General features: G+C 66.9%; 15 protein-coding genes, 1 tRNA gene and 1 pseudogene. 9 read left to right on the plus strand and 8 right to left on the minus strand.

Annotated elements, in window-relative coordinates; genetic code table 11:
- Positions 1 to 38 precede the first annotated feature (38 nt).
- The 5 genes from YM304_RS22875 (at position 39) to YM304_RS16425 (ending at position 2,663) form a co-directional block, all read left to right on the plus strand.
- Positions 39 to 644: a TetR/AcrR family transcriptional regulator gene (locus YM304_RS22875; RefSeq protein ID WP_162142094.1), complete on the plus strand. Its 606-nt coding sequence runs from the start codon at positions 39 to 41 to the stop codon at positions 642 to 644.
- Positions 645 to 816: 172 nt separating this feature from the next.
- Positions 817 to 1,257, plus strand: coding sequence for an Asp23/Gls24 family envelope stress response protein (locus YM304_RS16410; RefSeq protein WP_041298380.1), 441 nt, complete (start codon positions 817 to 819; stop codon positions 1,255 to 1,257).
- 45 nt (positions 1,258 to 1,302) lie between these two features.
- Positions 1,303 to 1,866 (plus strand): hypothetical protein, encoded by a 564-nt coding sequence (locus YM304_RS16415; RefSeq protein ID WP_015442834.1) that lies wholly within the window; start codon positions 1,303 to 1,305, stop codon positions 1,864 to 1,866.
- A gap of 3 nt (positions 1,867 to 1,869) precedes the next feature.
- A complete protein-coding gene (locus YM304_RS16420; protein WP_015442835.1) occupies positions 1,870 to 2,418 on the plus strand; it encodes an Asp23/Gls24 family envelope stress response protein in 549 nt (182 codons plus the stop codon).
- 41 nt (positions 2,419 to 2,459) lie between these two features.
- The gene (locus YM304_RS16425) at positions 2,460 to 2,663 is read left to right on the plus strand and encodes a hypothetical protein (protein WP_015442836.1); all 204 of its coding nucleotides are present in this window, start codon (positions 2,460 to 2,462) and stop codon (positions 2,661 to 2,663) included.
- Positions 2,664 to 2,761: 98 nt separating this feature from the next.
- Here the strand turns inward: YM304_RS16425 and YM304_RS16430 are convergent, their stop codons facing one another.
- The 3 genes and pseudogenes from YM304_RS16430 to YM304_RS25795 all read right to left on the minus strand — a co-directional run bounded on the left by YM304_RS16430 (position 2,762) and on the right by YM304_RS25795 (position 5,620).
- Positions 2,762 to 4,117 carry an acyl-CoA dehydrogenase family protein gene (locus YM304_RS16430; RefSeq protein ID WP_083908424.1) on the minus strand — a complete coding sequence of 452 codons (1,356 nt, stop codon included), beginning with the start codon at positions 4,115 to 4,117 and terminating at the stop codon, positions 2,762 to 2,764.
- Complete coding sequence (locus YM304_RS24130; RefSeq protein ID WP_015442838.1) at positions 4,015 to 4,689, minus strand: TetR/AcrR family transcriptional regulator; 675 nt, start codon at positions 4,687 to 4,689, stop codon at positions 4,015 to 4,017. Before YM304_RS24130 ends, YM304_RS16430 begins: the two co-directional genes overlap by 103 nt.
- Positions 4,686 to 5,620: pseudogene (locus YM304_RS25795) on the minus strand (TIGR03619 family F420-dependent LLM class oxidoreductase). The gene YM304_RS24130 and the pseudogene YM304_RS25795 overlap by 4 nt, the downstream one beginning before the upstream one ends.
- Here YM304_RS25795 and YM304_RS16445 point away from each other — a divergent pair.
- Together YM304_RS16445 and YM304_RS16450 are read left to right on the plus strand one after the other, a co-directional pair.
- Positions 5,621 to 6,388 carry a dienelactone hydrolase family protein gene (locus tag YM304_RS16445; RefSeq protein ID WP_197536896.1) on the plus strand — a complete coding sequence of 256 codons (768 nt, stop codon included), beginning with the start codon at positions 5,621 to 5,623 and terminating at the stop codon, positions 6,386 to 6,388.
- Positions 6,385 to 7,149, plus strand: coding sequence for an enoyl-CoA hydratase/isomerase family protein (locus YM304_RS16450; protein WP_015442842.1), 765 nt, complete (start codon positions 6,385 to 6,387; stop codon positions 7,147 to 7,149). Before YM304_RS16445 ends, YM304_RS16450 begins: the two co-directional genes overlap by 4 nt.
- A gap of 52 nt (positions 7,150 to 7,201) precedes the next feature.
- On the opposite strand, the gene YM304_RS16455 is transcribed toward YM304_RS16450, so the two are convergent.
- From YM304_RS16455 to YM304_RS16465, 3 genes are all read right to left on the minus strand, one after another.
- Positions 7,202 to 7,287, minus strand: a tRNA-Leu gene (locus YM304_RS16455).
- A 34-nt stretch (positions 7,288 to 7,321) separates the two neighbouring features.
- A complete protein-coding gene (locus YM304_RS16460) occupies positions 7,322 to 7,657 on the minus strand; it encodes a hypothetical protein (RefSeq protein ID WP_015442843.1) in 336 nt (111 codons plus the stop codon).
- 26 nt (positions 7,658 to 7,683) lie between these two features.
- On the minus strand, positions 7,684 to 8,238 hold the full coding sequence (locus tag YM304_RS16465) for a LytR C-terminal domain-containing protein (RefSeq protein WP_015442844.1): 555 nt from the start codon (positions 8,236 to 8,238) through the stop codon (positions 7,684 to 7,686).
- 100 nt (positions 8,239 to 8,338) lie between these two features.
- Here YM304_RS16465 and YM304_RS16470 point away from each other — a divergent pair, with 100 nt between their 5' ends.
- Both YM304_RS16470 and fcl read left to right on the plus strand, forming a co-directional pair.
- Entirely contained in the window at positions 8,339 to 9,310 is a 972-nt protein-coding gene (locus YM304_RS16470) for a PD-(D/E)XK nuclease family protein (protein WP_015442845.1), read from the plus strand.
- A gap of 71 nt (positions 9,311 to 9,381) precedes the next feature.
- A complete protein-coding gene (fcl, locus tag YM304_RS16475; protein ID WP_015442846.1) occupies positions 9,382 to 10,347 on the plus strand; it encodes a GDP-L-fucose synthase in 966 nt (321 codons plus the stop codon).
- Between the two features lie 44 nt (positions 10,348 to 10,391).
- Here fcl and YM304_RS16480 read toward each other — a convergent pair whose 3' ends face one another.
- A complete protein-coding gene (locus YM304_RS16480) occupies positions 10,392 to 12,203 on the minus strand; it encodes an SLC13 family permease (protein WP_015442847.1) in 1,812 nt (603 codons plus the stop codon).
- A gap of 78 nt (positions 12,204 to 12,281) precedes the next feature.
- Positions 12,282 to 14,183, minus strand: a complete 1,902-nt coding sequence (cysN, locus tag YM304_RS16485; protein ID WP_015442848.1) for a sulfate adenylyltransferase subunit CysN — start codon at positions 14,181 to 14,183, stop codon at positions 12,282 to 12,284.
- Positions 14,184 to 14,218 lie beyond the last annotated feature (35 nt).

A 14,218-nucleotide genomic window follows, 5' to 3' on the forward strand; every position in this document is an offset into this window, starting at 1 on the left:
AAGTTGGCCGTGCGCTTCCGATGTGGCACGCTTCCGATGTGGCCGCACGTGCTCGAGCAAGCCAAGCAGAACGGGTTGCGACCTCCCGCGAGCGCTTGCTCGACGCCGCCGCCACCCTGTTCGTCGAACACGGCTACCACGCCACCACCGCTGCGCTCATCGCCAGTCGAGCCGGCTACAGCCGCGAGATGGTGAGGGTTCGATTCGGGTCGAAGCTCGGCCTCGCCCAGACCCTCATACGCACCAGCTATCGCCAGAGCCTCGAGATCGAACGCACGAGCGACATGACCGGCATCGAGGTGCTGAGCGCCAAAGCGGACCGACTCGCCGAACTCGGCCGAACCGCCCCCATCCGGGTACGCGCGGCGTTCGTCCTCGGCTTCGAGTCAGCAACCTCGGCTCGCGAACTCGAACCCGAGTTCGGCCCCTGGATGACACTCGTCGAGGCTCACTTCGTCGCCGACGTCGAGCAGGCGATCGCTGACGGATCAGCCCGCGACGTCGATGCAAACAAGGCCGGGCAGCTGCTGCTCACCGCCGCCACCGGCGGCGCGTACACCGCGCTTCGATCGGGAGACGCAGCCGCTGCCGCCGACGCGTTCCGATCAGTTCTCGAACTCATCGCAAACGATCCCGAGTCCTGACCAGGTTCCAGCCGCCGCTCCGCGGTCCCTCGGCATCAAGCGAGTCAATCCGGCTCCGCCTGAGAGAAGAAATCGAGATTTCTGCGCGACTTCCGCAACCGGACGTCGTTAGAGCCCATGTCAACCAAACACCGCTCACCAATGAGTGGACCTTCCGAAGGAGCACACCGCCATGGCCACCGCCACCGAAACCCGCACCGACGCCAAGACGAGCAGCGCCGACACCAACACGGGTCTCACCCTCGAGACCGACAAGGGCATCACCACCGTCGCCGACGGTGTCGTTGCCAAGCTCGCCGGTCAGGCGGTACGCGAGATCGACGGCGTCGCCGGCATGGGCAAGTCGTTCCGCCGCCTCCTGGGTCGCGCCAAGCCCGGCCAGGAGTCCCTCGCGCAGGGCGTCAACGTGGAGGTCGGCAAGAAGGAAGCCGCCATCGACGTCGTCATCATGGTCCGCTACGGATTCCCGATCCCGACCCTCGCCCAGGAAGTCCGAGAGAACGTGATCGCCCGCGTGGAGAACGGCACCGGCCTGATCGTCAAGGAAGTCAACATCGAGGTCGACGACATGCTTTTCGACGACGACACCCCCGCCGAATCCCGCGTCCAGTAGTCCCGGCCGAAATCTCGCTCGACATCCACTGTCCCTCCTGAACCGATGACCATCGCCTGGTACCGCGCCATCACCCGACTCGTCGGGTTCGCCACGTGCGCGCTGGTGGTGCTCATCGCAGCTCAGTGGCTCAGCTTGAGTTTCGGCTGGAAGCCAGTCGTCGACACGGACACGGTCGCCACACGAACCGACCGCTTTCGATCGACACTGAGAGAGGGCCCCGCGATCCTGATCGCGGTGACCCTCATCATCGGGGGAGTCGTGTTGTTCGTCGCCTGGCTGCTGGCCGGGCGACGAACACGCGACGACGGCACGTTTCGCGTCGGCACACGTCAACGCCGCCTGCGTATCGACCGCAACACACTCGCGGCCAGCATCGAACGACACCTGGAGCCGATCGACCGACGGGTCGACGCGACCGTCAGCGTCACGCGCCGCGGTCAGGTCGACCTGCGCCTCGTCACTCCCGACACGTCTGCCACCGGCACCGTGTCAGAGCACACTGCGGCGGTCACCGGCCTCCTGTCCGAACGCAGCCTCCCTTGCACGCTGCGCAGCGTCGACGTCATCGACGTCCGAAAGCTCAAGTCGCGCCATCGCGCTCGCTGACCCATGACTCTCATCCGCCGGGCGACACAACTCGCATTCATCGCCGCCGTCACCGCACTCGGCGTGTTCCTCGCGCTCGAAGCCACCGAGGTCGACGGCGACACCTGGCGCGCCAACCTCGCCGACACCACGCGCAACCTCTTCGCCCCAGACCGGGCTGCATGGCAGATCGCACTCATCGGCGCCGCGCTGGCCATCGGCGGCATCATCCTCATCGCTGCCCAACTCGCCCCCGCCCGGAAAGGCACCTCTCGCATGCTCGAAGTCGGATCCAACGAGGACGGCGCTACACACCTCACCGGGCGCGCAACCCTGCGCTCGGTGGAGCACGAACTCCGCCAGATCGAAGGCGTCACAGGCTCCGCCGCCGTCATGCCCACCGCCAAGAAGATCCACGCCACCATCCGCGTCGACGATCGCTGCGATCTCGCCGACATCGAAACCCAAGCCCACGAGCGGCTCGACACCGGCTTCTGGATCAACCTCGGCGTCCCCGACATCGCCATCGCCATCACCGTCGAATTCGACCCCCGCCCGCCACGCGTCCGCTGACCGCACCCGAACCAACCGTCACAACCGACTGGAGCCACACCGTGGACGAACCCACCAACATCATCCGCAACACCGGACTCATCGGCGCAGCGCTGGGCGCAATCATTGCCATCGTCTGGGTCGCCTTCGGCGGCCTCGCCGTCCTTCTCGTCCTCGGCCTCGCCCTCGCCGGCTGGCTCGTCGGCATGATATTCCAACGGCCCGACTTCGTCATCGGTCTGCTCCAACGGCTCCAGCAACGCTGAACCGGCAGTATCAGACACTGAGACAACCGCTGCCGACGCCGACAAGGACTCTCACCCACGACCGTGCTCTGGCAGCGTCGGAGGTCGACGCGATGGTGTCATCCGTCGCGGACGACGTCTCGAAACGGCCGGTCCCTGTCGGCTCCTGGTTCGCGTGGCAGCCCGAGGACGTTCTCGCCGATGATGTTGCGTTGGATCTCGTCGGTTCCGCCGGCGATGGATTGCGCGACGGTTGACACGAGGACTTCGGCGATGGTCGTGTCGTGAGGTCGACCTGCGTCGGTGATCATGCCGCCCGCGCCCCCGATGAGGGTGTGCACGTTCGCGGCGCGGCGCGCCACCTCTGACGCAGCCAACTTGCCGAGCGAGCCCTCGGCACCAGGCGGCCGCCCGAGTAGCCGGGCCGCTCGCGCTCGGGCGGCGGTCCATTCGTTGACGCGAACGAATGAGATCAGATCGGCGATTGCCTGTCGCACGATCGGACGGTCGGCGACGCCGAGCGTTCTTGCTCGTTCGATCGCCAGGTCGGCTCGCCCGGCACGCTGCGGATACCAGACGTAGGTGCTGAAGTACTCGTCCGCCTCCGCAGCGGCCTCGGAGATCACGCGTCCTTGCGGAAGCCCGTCGCGGCCGAACTGCGGTCTGCGCATCGTGGCGAAGCTGCGTTCGTGCGCGAGGGTCGTGCGTGCGATGCGCCATCCTTCGCCGAGGTCACCGACCTGATTCGATGCGGGGATTTGCGCGTCGGTGAGGAAGACCTCGCTGAACGACGCATAGCCGTTCATCTGGCGGATCGGTCGGACCTCCACGCCGGGCTGGTTCATCGGCAGGACGAAATACGAGATGCCCTGATGCTTGGGAACATCCCAGTCGGTTCGGGCGACCAGCATGCCGAAGTCCGCGTGGTGCGCGCTCGTGTTCCACACCTTCTGACCGTTGACGATCCATTCGTCACCGTCCAGGACGGCGGTGGCCTTGAGGCCGGCGAGATCGGATCCGGCAGTTGGCTCGCTGAACAACTGGCACCAGGTCAGCTCGCCGGTGAGGGTCGGCCGAAGCACGCGACGTTTGAGCTCGTCGGATGCGTGTGTGGCAAGCGTAGGCGCTGCGAGGTTCATGCCGCTGCCGAGCGGCGGGCCGACGGCGCCGGCCGCACGTAGCTCGGTGGCCACGACGGTGTCGGCCCAGGCAGGCAGCCCGCGTCCATACCATTCACTCGACCAGGACGGCACCGCCCAACCTGATGCAACGAGCCGCTCGCGCCAGTCGAGGAGCCCGATGTCGGGATCCCACGCTTCGGCGAGCCATGCGCTGACCTCGCTTCGGACCTGATCTGCTGTGGACGGTGAACTCATGGGGCTACTCCTCGCAGGCCGCACGCTTTGACCCAGATGCGAGTCATGGCTGCAGCGGCTTCGCCGTGGTCGTGAATGTCGCCGGCGACGTGGTTCCATCGGGCGAAACCGGCGATCATCGCAACCAGTGCGGCGGCGGTGACGGCGGGGTCGACGTCGGGGTCGGCGTAGCCGTTGGTCTGCCACCGCCGAATCGACGACTCGACGCGAGCGATGTGCCGCTGCCGAGACCTCAGCTGCGCCTGCGCGATCTCAGGATCGTGGCTGGCGACCTGCTCGGCGAGTTGATAGAGATCGGCGTTGCGTCGAACGAAGTCGAGGTAGTTGCGGTTGGAGCGGTCGAGATTCTCGATCGGGTCGCCGGCCCGTCGGCGATCGAACTTCACGACGTCGCGGTCGAATTCGTCGTCGATCGTCGCAGCAAGGTGTTTGAAGAGATCGGTCTTCGAGTCGAAGTAGGTGTAGAAGCTGCCCCGGGCGAGCCCCGCCGCGGCGACGACCAGTTCGACGGTGGTGTCGATGTAGCCGTGCCGAGCGAACACCGTTCTTGCTGCGGTCAACAGCTTCGCTCGAGTGGCGGCGGCTTTCCGGCCTGGGGTCGCGTTGAGTGCAGTTCGTCGGTCGGCCGAGACGCCGGTCGGTTCGAATCCCCCGCGAGTTCGAGTTGTCACGTCGCCATCTCGACACCGGCGCAGCGGAACAGTTCGGCCAACGCTTCGACCGATTGGAGGTATCCGTCGAGGGTTCGCTGGCTCGGTTCGGCGACGAAGTGATCGACACCGATGTCGAGGTACTGCTCGAGTTCGGCGACGATCTCGTCGCGGTCGTCGACGAGTGGATCCCAACGTGTCCTCATCGAGATCGTGAAGTCGGACTCGGGGCGAGCCGACCGCAACGTGGCGACTCGAGTGCGGGTCTCGTCCGGTGTGAGGAACGCTCCGTGCCAGCCGTCGCCGACCCGGATCGCCCGATCGATCGCCACGCCGGCATGCCCGCCGATCCAGATCGGCAGATGACCGACCGGCTGGGGCAGCGCTCGCATCGAACGGAACCGCGCACCGTGAACCGGGTAGTCGGCATCGATGTGGTCGTCGGTCCACACCCGTCGCATCATCTCGAGGGCCTCGTCCGTTCGGGCTCCACGCTCGTCGAAGGGAACGCCCAGTGCATCGAACTCCGCCTCCAACCAGCCGCCGCTCCGAGGATCACCCGTCCGCCGCTCATCTGATCGATCGACGCGAGCGCTTTGGCGACGAAGAGCGGATTACGCATCGGGAGCACCAGGACCGTGGTCCCGATGCGGACCCGATTCGTCGCTGCGGCGACCCACGCCATCGCCACCAGCGGCTCGTACACGTACGCCGAGGGCGGGTACACCGCATCCGTCGGCACGACGAGATGATCACTCAACCACACGTCTGCGTAGCCCAACTCTTCGGCGAGCACCGCCACACGGCGCATCGCCTCACCCGACGCCGCCGGACCAGCCTGAGGGAGATGGATACCGGCCGTCGACGCTGCTCGATCTGACATCATCCCAGGATAGAACAGAAATTGACACCAATGTCGAATCGGTCCGCTCACTCGTCTAGAGTTCCGCATGTGCTGGACACGACGCTGAACGAACGCCACCTCGACCTCGCAACGGACGACGGGACGATGCAGACCTACGTCGTTCACCCCGAGTCCGGCGGCCCGCACCCCGTCGTGCTGTTCTTGATGGACGCCCCTGGCAAACGCGAACTGCTCCACGCGATGGCGCGCAGAATCGCCGCCCACGGCTACTTCGTCATGCTCCCGAACCTCTATTACCGACAAGTGGACTCGTTCGAACTCGACTTCTCGAGCAAGGACTCACTCGCCCGGATGAGCGAACTCATGCGCGGCGTCGGGAACCGCATGGTCGGTCGAGACGCCGCAGCACTGCTCCAGGCAGCGGAAAGCGACGTCGATGCCGACGCCGAACGGGTCGGCGTCGTGGGCTACTGCATGAGCGGCCCGTTCGCCGTCTGGATCGCCGCCGAGTATGCCGAACGAGTCAAGGCGGCCGCCTCGTTCTACGGAGTCCGTCTCCACGTCGACAGCGCCGACTCTCCACACACCCGGCTCAGCGAAATCGACGGTGAGCTCTACATCGCAGCGGCAGAACACGACGACTACGTCCCGCTCGACATGATCGACCGATTCGAAGCCGCGATGCAGAACACCGAGGCACGCGGACGCGTCGAGCGCTACTGGGGCATGCACCACGGCTTCGCCTTCGATGACCGCCCCGCACACGATCCCGTCGGCGAAGCACGCCATTGGGCCCGCCTGTTCGATCTGCTCGACCGCAACCTCCAGCCACAGCAGCAAGGGCTCCCGTCATGAGCGATCAGGACGCGATCGACGTGTCACGAGAACCCGGACACATCGGACACGTCCGCCTGCAACGGCCGCCCAACAACTTCTTCTCCCTCGACATGATCGCCGGCATCGCTGATGCGCTCGAGACCATGGACGACGACGATGACTGCCGAGTCGTCGTGCTCAGTGCGCAAGGCAAGCACTTCTGCGCCGGAGCGGACCTGACCTCGTCCAACTCCGGATACACGGCCGAAGATCTGTACGCGGCGGCGGTGCGGCTCTTCCGCACACGAAAGCCGATCGTCGCAGCAGTACAAGGAGCCGTGATCGGCGGCGGAGTCGGCCTCTGCCTCGCCGCGGACTTCCGCGTCGCCGCACCCGACGCCCGGTTCAGCGTCAACTTCGCAAAGCTCGGCTTTCACCACGGATTCGGCTTGTCCGTCACACTCCCCGCACTCGTCGGACAGCAGATGGCAGCACAGTTGCTGTACACCGGCCGTCGTATCGACGCCGTCGAGGCCACGCGCATCGGACTGGTCGATGCCCTCGCTCCGGACGATGACGTCCTCCATGCAGCCACCGCGCTCGCGTCCGAGATCGCGGCCGCTGCTCCGCTCGCAGTCGAATCGATTCGTGCAACTCTCCGCGCCGACCTCGCCGACCGCATCGCCGTGGCAACCGCCCACGAGGCCAGAGAACAGGCCCGTCTGCGCGCCACCGACGACTTCGTGGAAGGTGTTACGGCCACGGCCCAACGCCGGCCACCACGCTTCACTCGCCGCTGAGAACGCACTCCCTACCGCGCCAGCGTCGCAATCGAAGACACCGGCGTGTACGTGCCCGGGGCGGGATTTGAACCCGCACTCCACGCGAGTGGAAGGGGGGTTTAAGCCCCCCGCGTCTGCCAGTTTCGCCACCCGGGCCGGATGCAGGCTCAGGCTACGTGGACGAACCGCGTCAGGCTGCGCCGAGCTTGTCGTCGGAGAACGAGACCGGGGCGATGACCTGCCACAGCTCGGTGCGTACCCGATCAGCCACCGGCGGCTTGAGCTCGTTGGTGGCGACGATGCCTTCGATCATGTCGGCGAGCACCGCCTCCCGAGGCCGACCCTTGACTCGCACGGCCACCACCGCTCCCCCACCATCGGCATCACGCCGCCGGCGAATCGACCGATCGACACCCACCAGCCTGGGCGGGCACCGGAAGCTCGGCCCGACGAGACCGCGCCGAACCGCAGCGCGCGTCAGGCGACGGGCGGCGTGTGCGAAATCGACGGTCGAGGCGAACTCCATGCATCCATGATGCGCAGAGCCCTGTCTCAGAGTTCCGGGAGCGGCTCCGGCCCCAGGTAGACGATGACTTTCGCTTCGAGCACGCCCGACACGGGCGGCGCGTCCTCGAACAGCTCGATCGGGATCTCGCCGGGCTCGTAGCCGAGGTCGGCGGCCACGACGTCGGCCTCGGCACGGAACGTCTCGTCGATCGCGTAGATCACGGTCTGCTGCGCCACCACGGCGCCGCCGGTCCCGCGGACCTGGCCGTAGCCGGCGCTGCGCAACCGGTCGACGGCCGGCTGCACTCGCTCGCCCGCGGTCGTGCCGTTCACCACGAGAATGCCCACGAAGAAGCGGTCGTCGGGTGCCTCGGTCGAGGGCGGGACGATCGATGGCGCGGTCGACGACGTCGTGGTGGTCGAGGTGGTCGTCGACGTCGAGGTCGTCGGCGGAACCGTCGTCGAGGTGGTCGTGGTCGTCGACGTGGTGGTCGTGGTCGGCGCCGGCGGATCCTCGTTGGTCTCGAGCACGACGAGGATGGTGACGAGGCTCGCCGCGATACCGCCGAGGATGATGTTCAGAATGGCGATCCGGCTCATGGCGACGCGCTGAGACTATCGACCGGGCCGCCCGGAGCACGCGAACCATCGTCGACTTCCTCCCCGGCTGCCGCACCGTCGCTCGGTATGGTGCAGGTGCATGCCCGACGCCTTCGCCGATGCCGAGCCGGTCGGTGACGACACCGCTCCCTCCGGCCTCGACGCGCTGACCCCGACCCAGCTCCGCACGCTCGAGACGCTGAAGCGTTCGGGCGATCCGGTGGTGTTCGATCCCGAGCTGATCGCCACCCTGCGCGACGAGATGCGAGCGGCCCTCGACCACTTCGCGAGCCGGCTCGACGACCGCACCGATCTGTGGATCAGCAAGCACAAGATCGCCTCGGTGCTCGACTGCGAAGAGCACCACCTCGTCCCCGACGACTTCCAGTGGTCTCCCGCCAACGCGAAGGGCACCATCGCTCACCGGGCGATCCAGCTCATGCTGACGTGGCGCGGCGAACCCACGCCGACCGATCTGGTCGACGAGGCGATGGCCCGTCTGGCCGACGAGGAACGCGGGATCGGCCAGTGGATCGACACCTTGTCGGCCGGTGACGACGCCGACGTCCGCGGGCAGACGATCGACCGGGTCACCAAGTTCATGGAGGACTTCCCGCCGCTGTCGAAGAAGTGGAACCCGATGACCGAGTCGTCCGTGCGCTGGCCCAACGCGGGGCAGATCGTGCTGTCGGGAAAGGTCGACCTCGTGTTCGGCCGCCCAGCACATCGCGAGAGCCGCAAGGTCATCATCGACCTCAAGACCGGCCGCCCTCGTCCGCAACATCGCCAAGACCTCGGTTTCTACGCCCTGCTCGAAACGCTGGCGAGAGAGGTGCCGCCGCGCAAGGTCGCCACCTTCTACCTCGACGCCGGAGAAGCGCACGCCGAAGACGTGTCGGAGCGGATGTTGCGATCGGCCGTGCGACGGACGCTCGACGGCATCAACGCCATCGTCGAACTCAACGCCGGCCGCACCCCGGTGAGGCGCACCGGTGTCAGCTGCCGCTGGTGCCCACTCGCCGACGGCTGCGACGACGGCCGCGCCTACCTCGACGGCATCGACGACGTCTGAGACCGCGCCGCTGGACAGCGCCGACCGAACGCCGCCCGCCACCCGCGAATCGCCTCGGATAGCGTGATGCCATGGCGAACAACGCGCCCATCGACCGCAACGCTCGGGTCTTCGTAGCAGGCCACCGCGGCCTCGTCGGCTCGGCGATCGTCCGACGTCTCGAAGCCGACGGGTTCACCGACGTGGTCACCGCCACGCGTGACGAGGTCGACCTCCGCAACCAACTCGAGGTGTCGAAGTGGTTCGACGCCAACCGCCCCGACTACGTGTTCCTCGTCGCCGGAACGGTGGGCGGCATCATGGCCAACAGCACTCGACCGGCCGAGTTCATCTACGACAACATGATGATCCACGGCACCGTGGTCCACGCCGCGCACGAGAGCGACGTCACCAAGCTCCTGTACCTCGGGTCGTCGTGCATCTACCCGCGCCACGCCAACCAGCCCATCAACGAGGATCAACTCCTGAACGGGCCGCTGGAGCCGACCAACGAGGCGTACGCCATCGCGAAGATCGCCGGCATCAAGATGTGCGAGGCGTATCGCGAGCAGTACGGCCGCGACTTCATCTCGGCGATGCCGACCAACCTCTACGGCCCGAACGACAACTTCGACCTCACGTCGAGCCACGTCCTCCCGGCACTCATCCGCAAGTTCCACGAGTCCCGGACGTCCGACCAGCCTGAGGTCGAAGTGTGGGGCACCGGTTCACCGATGCGCGAGTTCCTCCACGTCGACGACCTGGCCGACGCCTGCCTCTACCTGATGGACCACTACAGCCAGGCCGGGCACGTCAACGTCGGTACCGGCGAAGACCTGCCGATCCGCGAACTCGCCGAGAAGATCCGCGACGTGGTCTGTCCCGACGCCGAACTCCGGTTCGACGCCACCAAGCCCGACGGCATGCCGCGCAAGGTGCTCGACGTGTCGAAGCTCCGCGGTCTGGGCTGGTCGCCGTCGATCGAACTCGAGGCCGGCATCAAGTCGACCTACGACTGGTTCCTCGAACAAGCCGCCGGCGACCTCCGCGGCATCTGAACACCGGCGCGTCTCCCTCCGGCCTGGTCCGAAGGGAACACGGGTCAGGTGTAGGCGATGGGGAGGATGATGGCTGAGGTCACGAGCGTCGACAGGGTGAGCGGCAGACCGACCCGGGTGAAGTCGGTGAAGCGGTAGCCGCCGAGGCCGTACACCATCAGGTTCGTCTGATACCCCACCGGCGACAGGAACGAGCACGACGCGCCGATGAGCACGGCGATGGCGAGCATTCGCGGATCGCCTCCGACGTCGGCGGCGACCGAGAGCGCGACCGGCACCATCAGCGCGGCGGCAGCGGTGTTGGTGAGCAACTCGGTGAGCACGAGCGTGGCGAGCATGGTCACAACGACGAGGCCCACGTCACCCAAGCCGAGCGAATCGGCGTTCGCGACGAGGCTCGCGACCTCGGCTGCCAGACCACTCGACGACACCGCACCGCCGAGGCTGATCGCGACGGCCATGGTCAGCGTCACATTGAGATTGATCGCCCGCCAGGCCTCGCTGACCGAGATCGCTCGACCGGCGACCACGACGATCGCCGCGGCCACGGCGGCCTCGAACAGCGACAACACCCCGGCCGTCGCCACGACGATGAGGCCGATCGTGGCGGCAACGACGAGCAGCGAGTGGCTGCGCCGCTCGGGTGGAGACTCGTCGACCGCGGCCACCAGCGAGAAGTCGGCGTGGTTCCTCCAGCGTCGGGCGAACGACTCGTCGGCGAGGACCAGCAACACGTCGCCGGCCTTGAGCACTCGCCGACCGAGTTGGCCGCCGAGGTCGCCATCGGCGCGGTGGATCGCCATGACCGCTCCCCCGTACCGGCCGCGGAAGGCGACCGACTTCAACGTGGCGCCGACGAGTTCGGATGCGGGAGCGATCACCGCTTCGAACATCATCGTGCCGGCGCCCTGGGCGCTCGCCACGTGTTGCTCTTCGAGCGGTTCGAGCCCGTCGAACGCGTGCAGGTCGACCACTCGCCCGACCTCGCCGACGAAGCAGCAGACGTCGCCGGCGAGCAGCACGGTGTGGGGAGACGCCGCGAGCGCCGTGGGCGAGTCGCCGGCCGCGTCGTCGTCGGTCGCCGAGCCGCTGATGCCGCCTGCGGACCCGCCGCGTTCGACGAGCGCCAGGAAGACGCCGTCGAGGTTGCGAAGACCGGAGTCCGCGATCGTGCGACCGACGAGCGGACCTCCCGACACGACACGCGCCGCGACCTGGAACTCGCGGCCGCGACGGTCGATGGAGTCGACCGCTGCGACGCGTTCCGGGAGCAGGCGCTGGCCGACGGTGGCGAGCAGCGCAATGCCGATCACGGCCACCGGGAGACCGACGGCGGTGATCTCGAGGACGTGGAGCGGCTCGGCACCCGATTGCTCGAGCAGATCGGACACCACGAGGTTGGTCGACGTACCGATGAGCGTGACCACTCCCCCGAGAATGCTGGCGAACGACAGCGGGAGCAGGAAGCGCGAGGCGTTGGCGCCGTGCCGCTGCGACCACCTCACGACGCGCGGTGCGAACATCGCGACGAGAGGTGTATTCGGCACGACCGACGAGATACTCGCCGTGGCCGCCGCGAGGGCGACGACCGGGTTCTTGCGTTCGAGCAGACGGTCGACGACGTTGGCGAACGTGCCCGTCGCCGTCACCGCTCCCGCCAGAACGTAGAGGGCGGCGATCGTGGCCGGTGCCGGGCTCGACAGACCGCTGAGCGCGATGTCGGTGTCGATGACGTCGGCGAACATCAGCGCGCCCACGGCTCCGCCCAGCACGAAGACCGGCGGATACCGGTCGAGCAGCAACACACCGACCGTGACGATCATCGCCACCAAGGTGATCCACGCATCAGCGCTCATCGGTTCTCTCGTTTCTCGGGGCCGCCGTCACCGACCGGTGTCGGCGTCGGACTCGTTGCGGCCGGATGGCCGCTCGACTCAGGTGACGATGCCCTTGGAGCGCAACGACTCGATGATCCGGTCGGCTGCGTCCTCGGGGGACGTGGTGCCCGTGTCGACGTACACCTCGGGTTGCTCGGGTGCTTCGTACGGCGAATCGATGCCGGTGAAGTTCGACAGCTCACCGGCACGCGCCTTCGCGTACAGACCCTTCGGATCTCGCGACTCGGCGAGTTCGAGCGACGCGTCGACGTGCACTTCGATGAACTCGTCGTCGTCGACACGGTCTCGCGCCAACTGTCGCTCGGCTCGGAACGGCGAGATGAACGACACGAGCACGACGAGGCCGGCGTCGACCATGAGGCCGGTCACCTCGGCGATACGACGGATGTTCTCGACGCGATCGGCGTCGGTGAAGCCGAGATCGCGGTTGAGACCGTGGCGCACGTTGTCGCCGTCGAGCAGGTAGGTGCGCACGCCCATCGCGTGCAACTTCGACTCGACGATGTTGGCCACGGTCGACTTGCCCGATCCCGACAGACCGGTCAGCCACACGACGCCCGGGCGGTGATCGTTCATCTCCGACCGGGCCGCCTTGTCGACCCGCACGTCCTGCCAGTGGATGTTGTGCGAGCGACGCAACGCGAAGTGCAGCAGTCCGGCACCGACGGTGTTCTGAGTGAGCTTGTCGATGATGATGAAGCCGCCCATGTCGCGGCTGGCTTCGTACGGGTCGAACGGGATGGCGCGGTCGAGGCCGATGTTGCAGACACCGATCTCGTTCAGCGACAGGGTGTCGGCGGCGAGGTGTTCGAGCGTGTTCACGTCGACCCGGTACTTCGGGTTGTCGATCGTGAGGCCGACCGTGCGGGCACCGATCTTCATCAAGTACGGACGACCCGGGAGCATCTCGTCTTCGTGCATCCAGACGATGTGCGCCTCGAACTGGTCGGCCACCTCGGCCGGGGCGTCGGCCGCGCAGATCACGTCGCCACGGGAGGCGTCGATCTCGTCGGTCAGGGTCAGCGTGACCGACTGGCCGGCGATGGCCTCGTCGAGGTCGCCGTCCATCGTGACGATGCGGTCGACGGTGCTGGTGGTGCCGGCCGGAAGCACCCGGATCGGATCGCCCGGGCGAACGCTGCCGCCGACGATCTGCCCCGAGAAGCCACGGAAGTCGAGGTTCGGCCGATTGACCCACTGCACCGGCATCCGCAGCGCTTGGGTCTCGGGATGGGCTTCGACGTCGACCGTCTCCAGGAACTCCATCAGCGACGGCCCCTCGTACCAGGGCGTGTTCGCGCTGGATTCGGTGACGTTGTCGCCCTTCAGCGCCGAGAGTGGGATGAACGTGATGTCGCTCAGCCCGATCTGCCCGGCGAAGTCGAGGTACTCCTGGCGAATCGTGTCGAACGTGTCCTCGGCGTAGTCGACGAGATCCATCTTGTTGATCGCCACCACGACCTTCTCGATCCCGAGCAGCGACACGAGGTAACTGTGTCGACGGGTCTGCGTGAGCACGCCCTTGCGAGCGTCGGCGAGAATCACCGCGACATCGGCCGTGGAGGCACCGGTGACCATGTTGCGCGTGTACTGCTCGTGGCCCGGCGTGTCGGCGACGATGAACTTGCGCTTCTCGGTCGAGAAGAAGCGGTACGCGACGTCGATCGTGATGCCCTGCTCGCGCTCGGCGGTCAGCCCGTCGAGCAGCAGGGCGAAGTCGAGATCGGTGCCCTGCGTGCCGACCCGAGCGGAGTCGGCTTCGAGCGACGCCAGATGATCTTCGAACACCAGGTGCGATTCGTACAGCAGGCGGCCGATGAGCGTGGACTTGCCATCGTCGACCGAGCCGCAGGTGATGAAGCGCAGCAGCGACTTGTACTGGTGCGACGTGAGGTAGGCCTCGATGTCTTCGCCGATGAGTTCAGATGAGTGCGCCATGTCAGTGCTTCCTCGAGTCGATCGTCGCGGTCATT

Origin of the sequence: Ilumatobacter coccineus YM16-304, assembly GCF_000348785.1 — a bacterium.
GTDB lineage: Bacteria > Actinomycetota > Acidimicrobiia > Acidimicrobiales > Ilumatobacteraceae > Ilumatobacter_A > Ilumatobacter_A coccineus.

Excerpts from the sequence above, each read along its gene's own strand:
- YM304_RS16460 (WP_015442843.1), bottom strand. The coding sequence starts at position 7,657 with ATGGAGTTCGCCTCGACCGTCGATTTCGCACACGCCGCCCGTCGCCTG.
- YM304_RS16450 (WP_015442842.1), top strand. The coding sequence starts at position 6,385 with ATGAGCGATCAGGACGCGATCGACGTGTCACGAGAACCCGGACACATC.
- YM304_RS16465 (WP_015442844.1), bottom strand. The coding sequence starts at position 8,238 with ATGAGCCGGATCGCCATTCTGAACATCATCCTCGGCGGTATCGCGGCG.
- cysN (WP_015442848.1), bottom strand. The coding sequence starts at position 14,183 with ATGGCGCACTCATCTGAACTCATCGGCGAAGACATCGAGGCCTACCTC.
- fcl (WP_015442846.1), top strand. The coding sequence starts at position 9,382 with ATGGCGAACAACGCGCCCATCGACCGCAACGCTCGGGTCTTCGTAGCA.
- YM304_RS16430 (WP_083908424.1), bottom strand. The coding sequence starts at position 4,117 with ATGGAACCACGTCGCCGGCGACATTCACGACCACGGCGAAGCCGCTGC.
- YM304_RS16415 (WP_015442834.1), top strand. The coding sequence starts at position 1,303 with ATGACCATCGCCTGGTACCGCGCCATCACCCGACTCGTCGGGTTCGCC.
- YM304_RS16410 (WP_041298380.1), top strand. The coding sequence starts at position 817 with ATGGCCACCGCCACCGAAACCCGCACCGACGCCAAGACGAGCAGCGCC.
- YM304_RS16470 (WP_015442845.1), top strand. The coding sequence starts at position 8,339 with ATGCCCGACGCCTTCGCCGATGCCGAGCCGGTCGGTGACGACACCGCT.
- YM304_RS16420 (WP_015442835.1), top strand. The coding sequence starts at position 1,870 with ATGACTCTCATCCGCCGGGCGACACAACTCGCATTCATCGCCGCCGTC.
- YM304_RS16480 (WP_015442847.1), bottom strand. The coding sequence starts at position 12,203 with ATGAGCGCTGATGCGTGGATCACCTTGGTGGCGATGATCGTCACGGTC.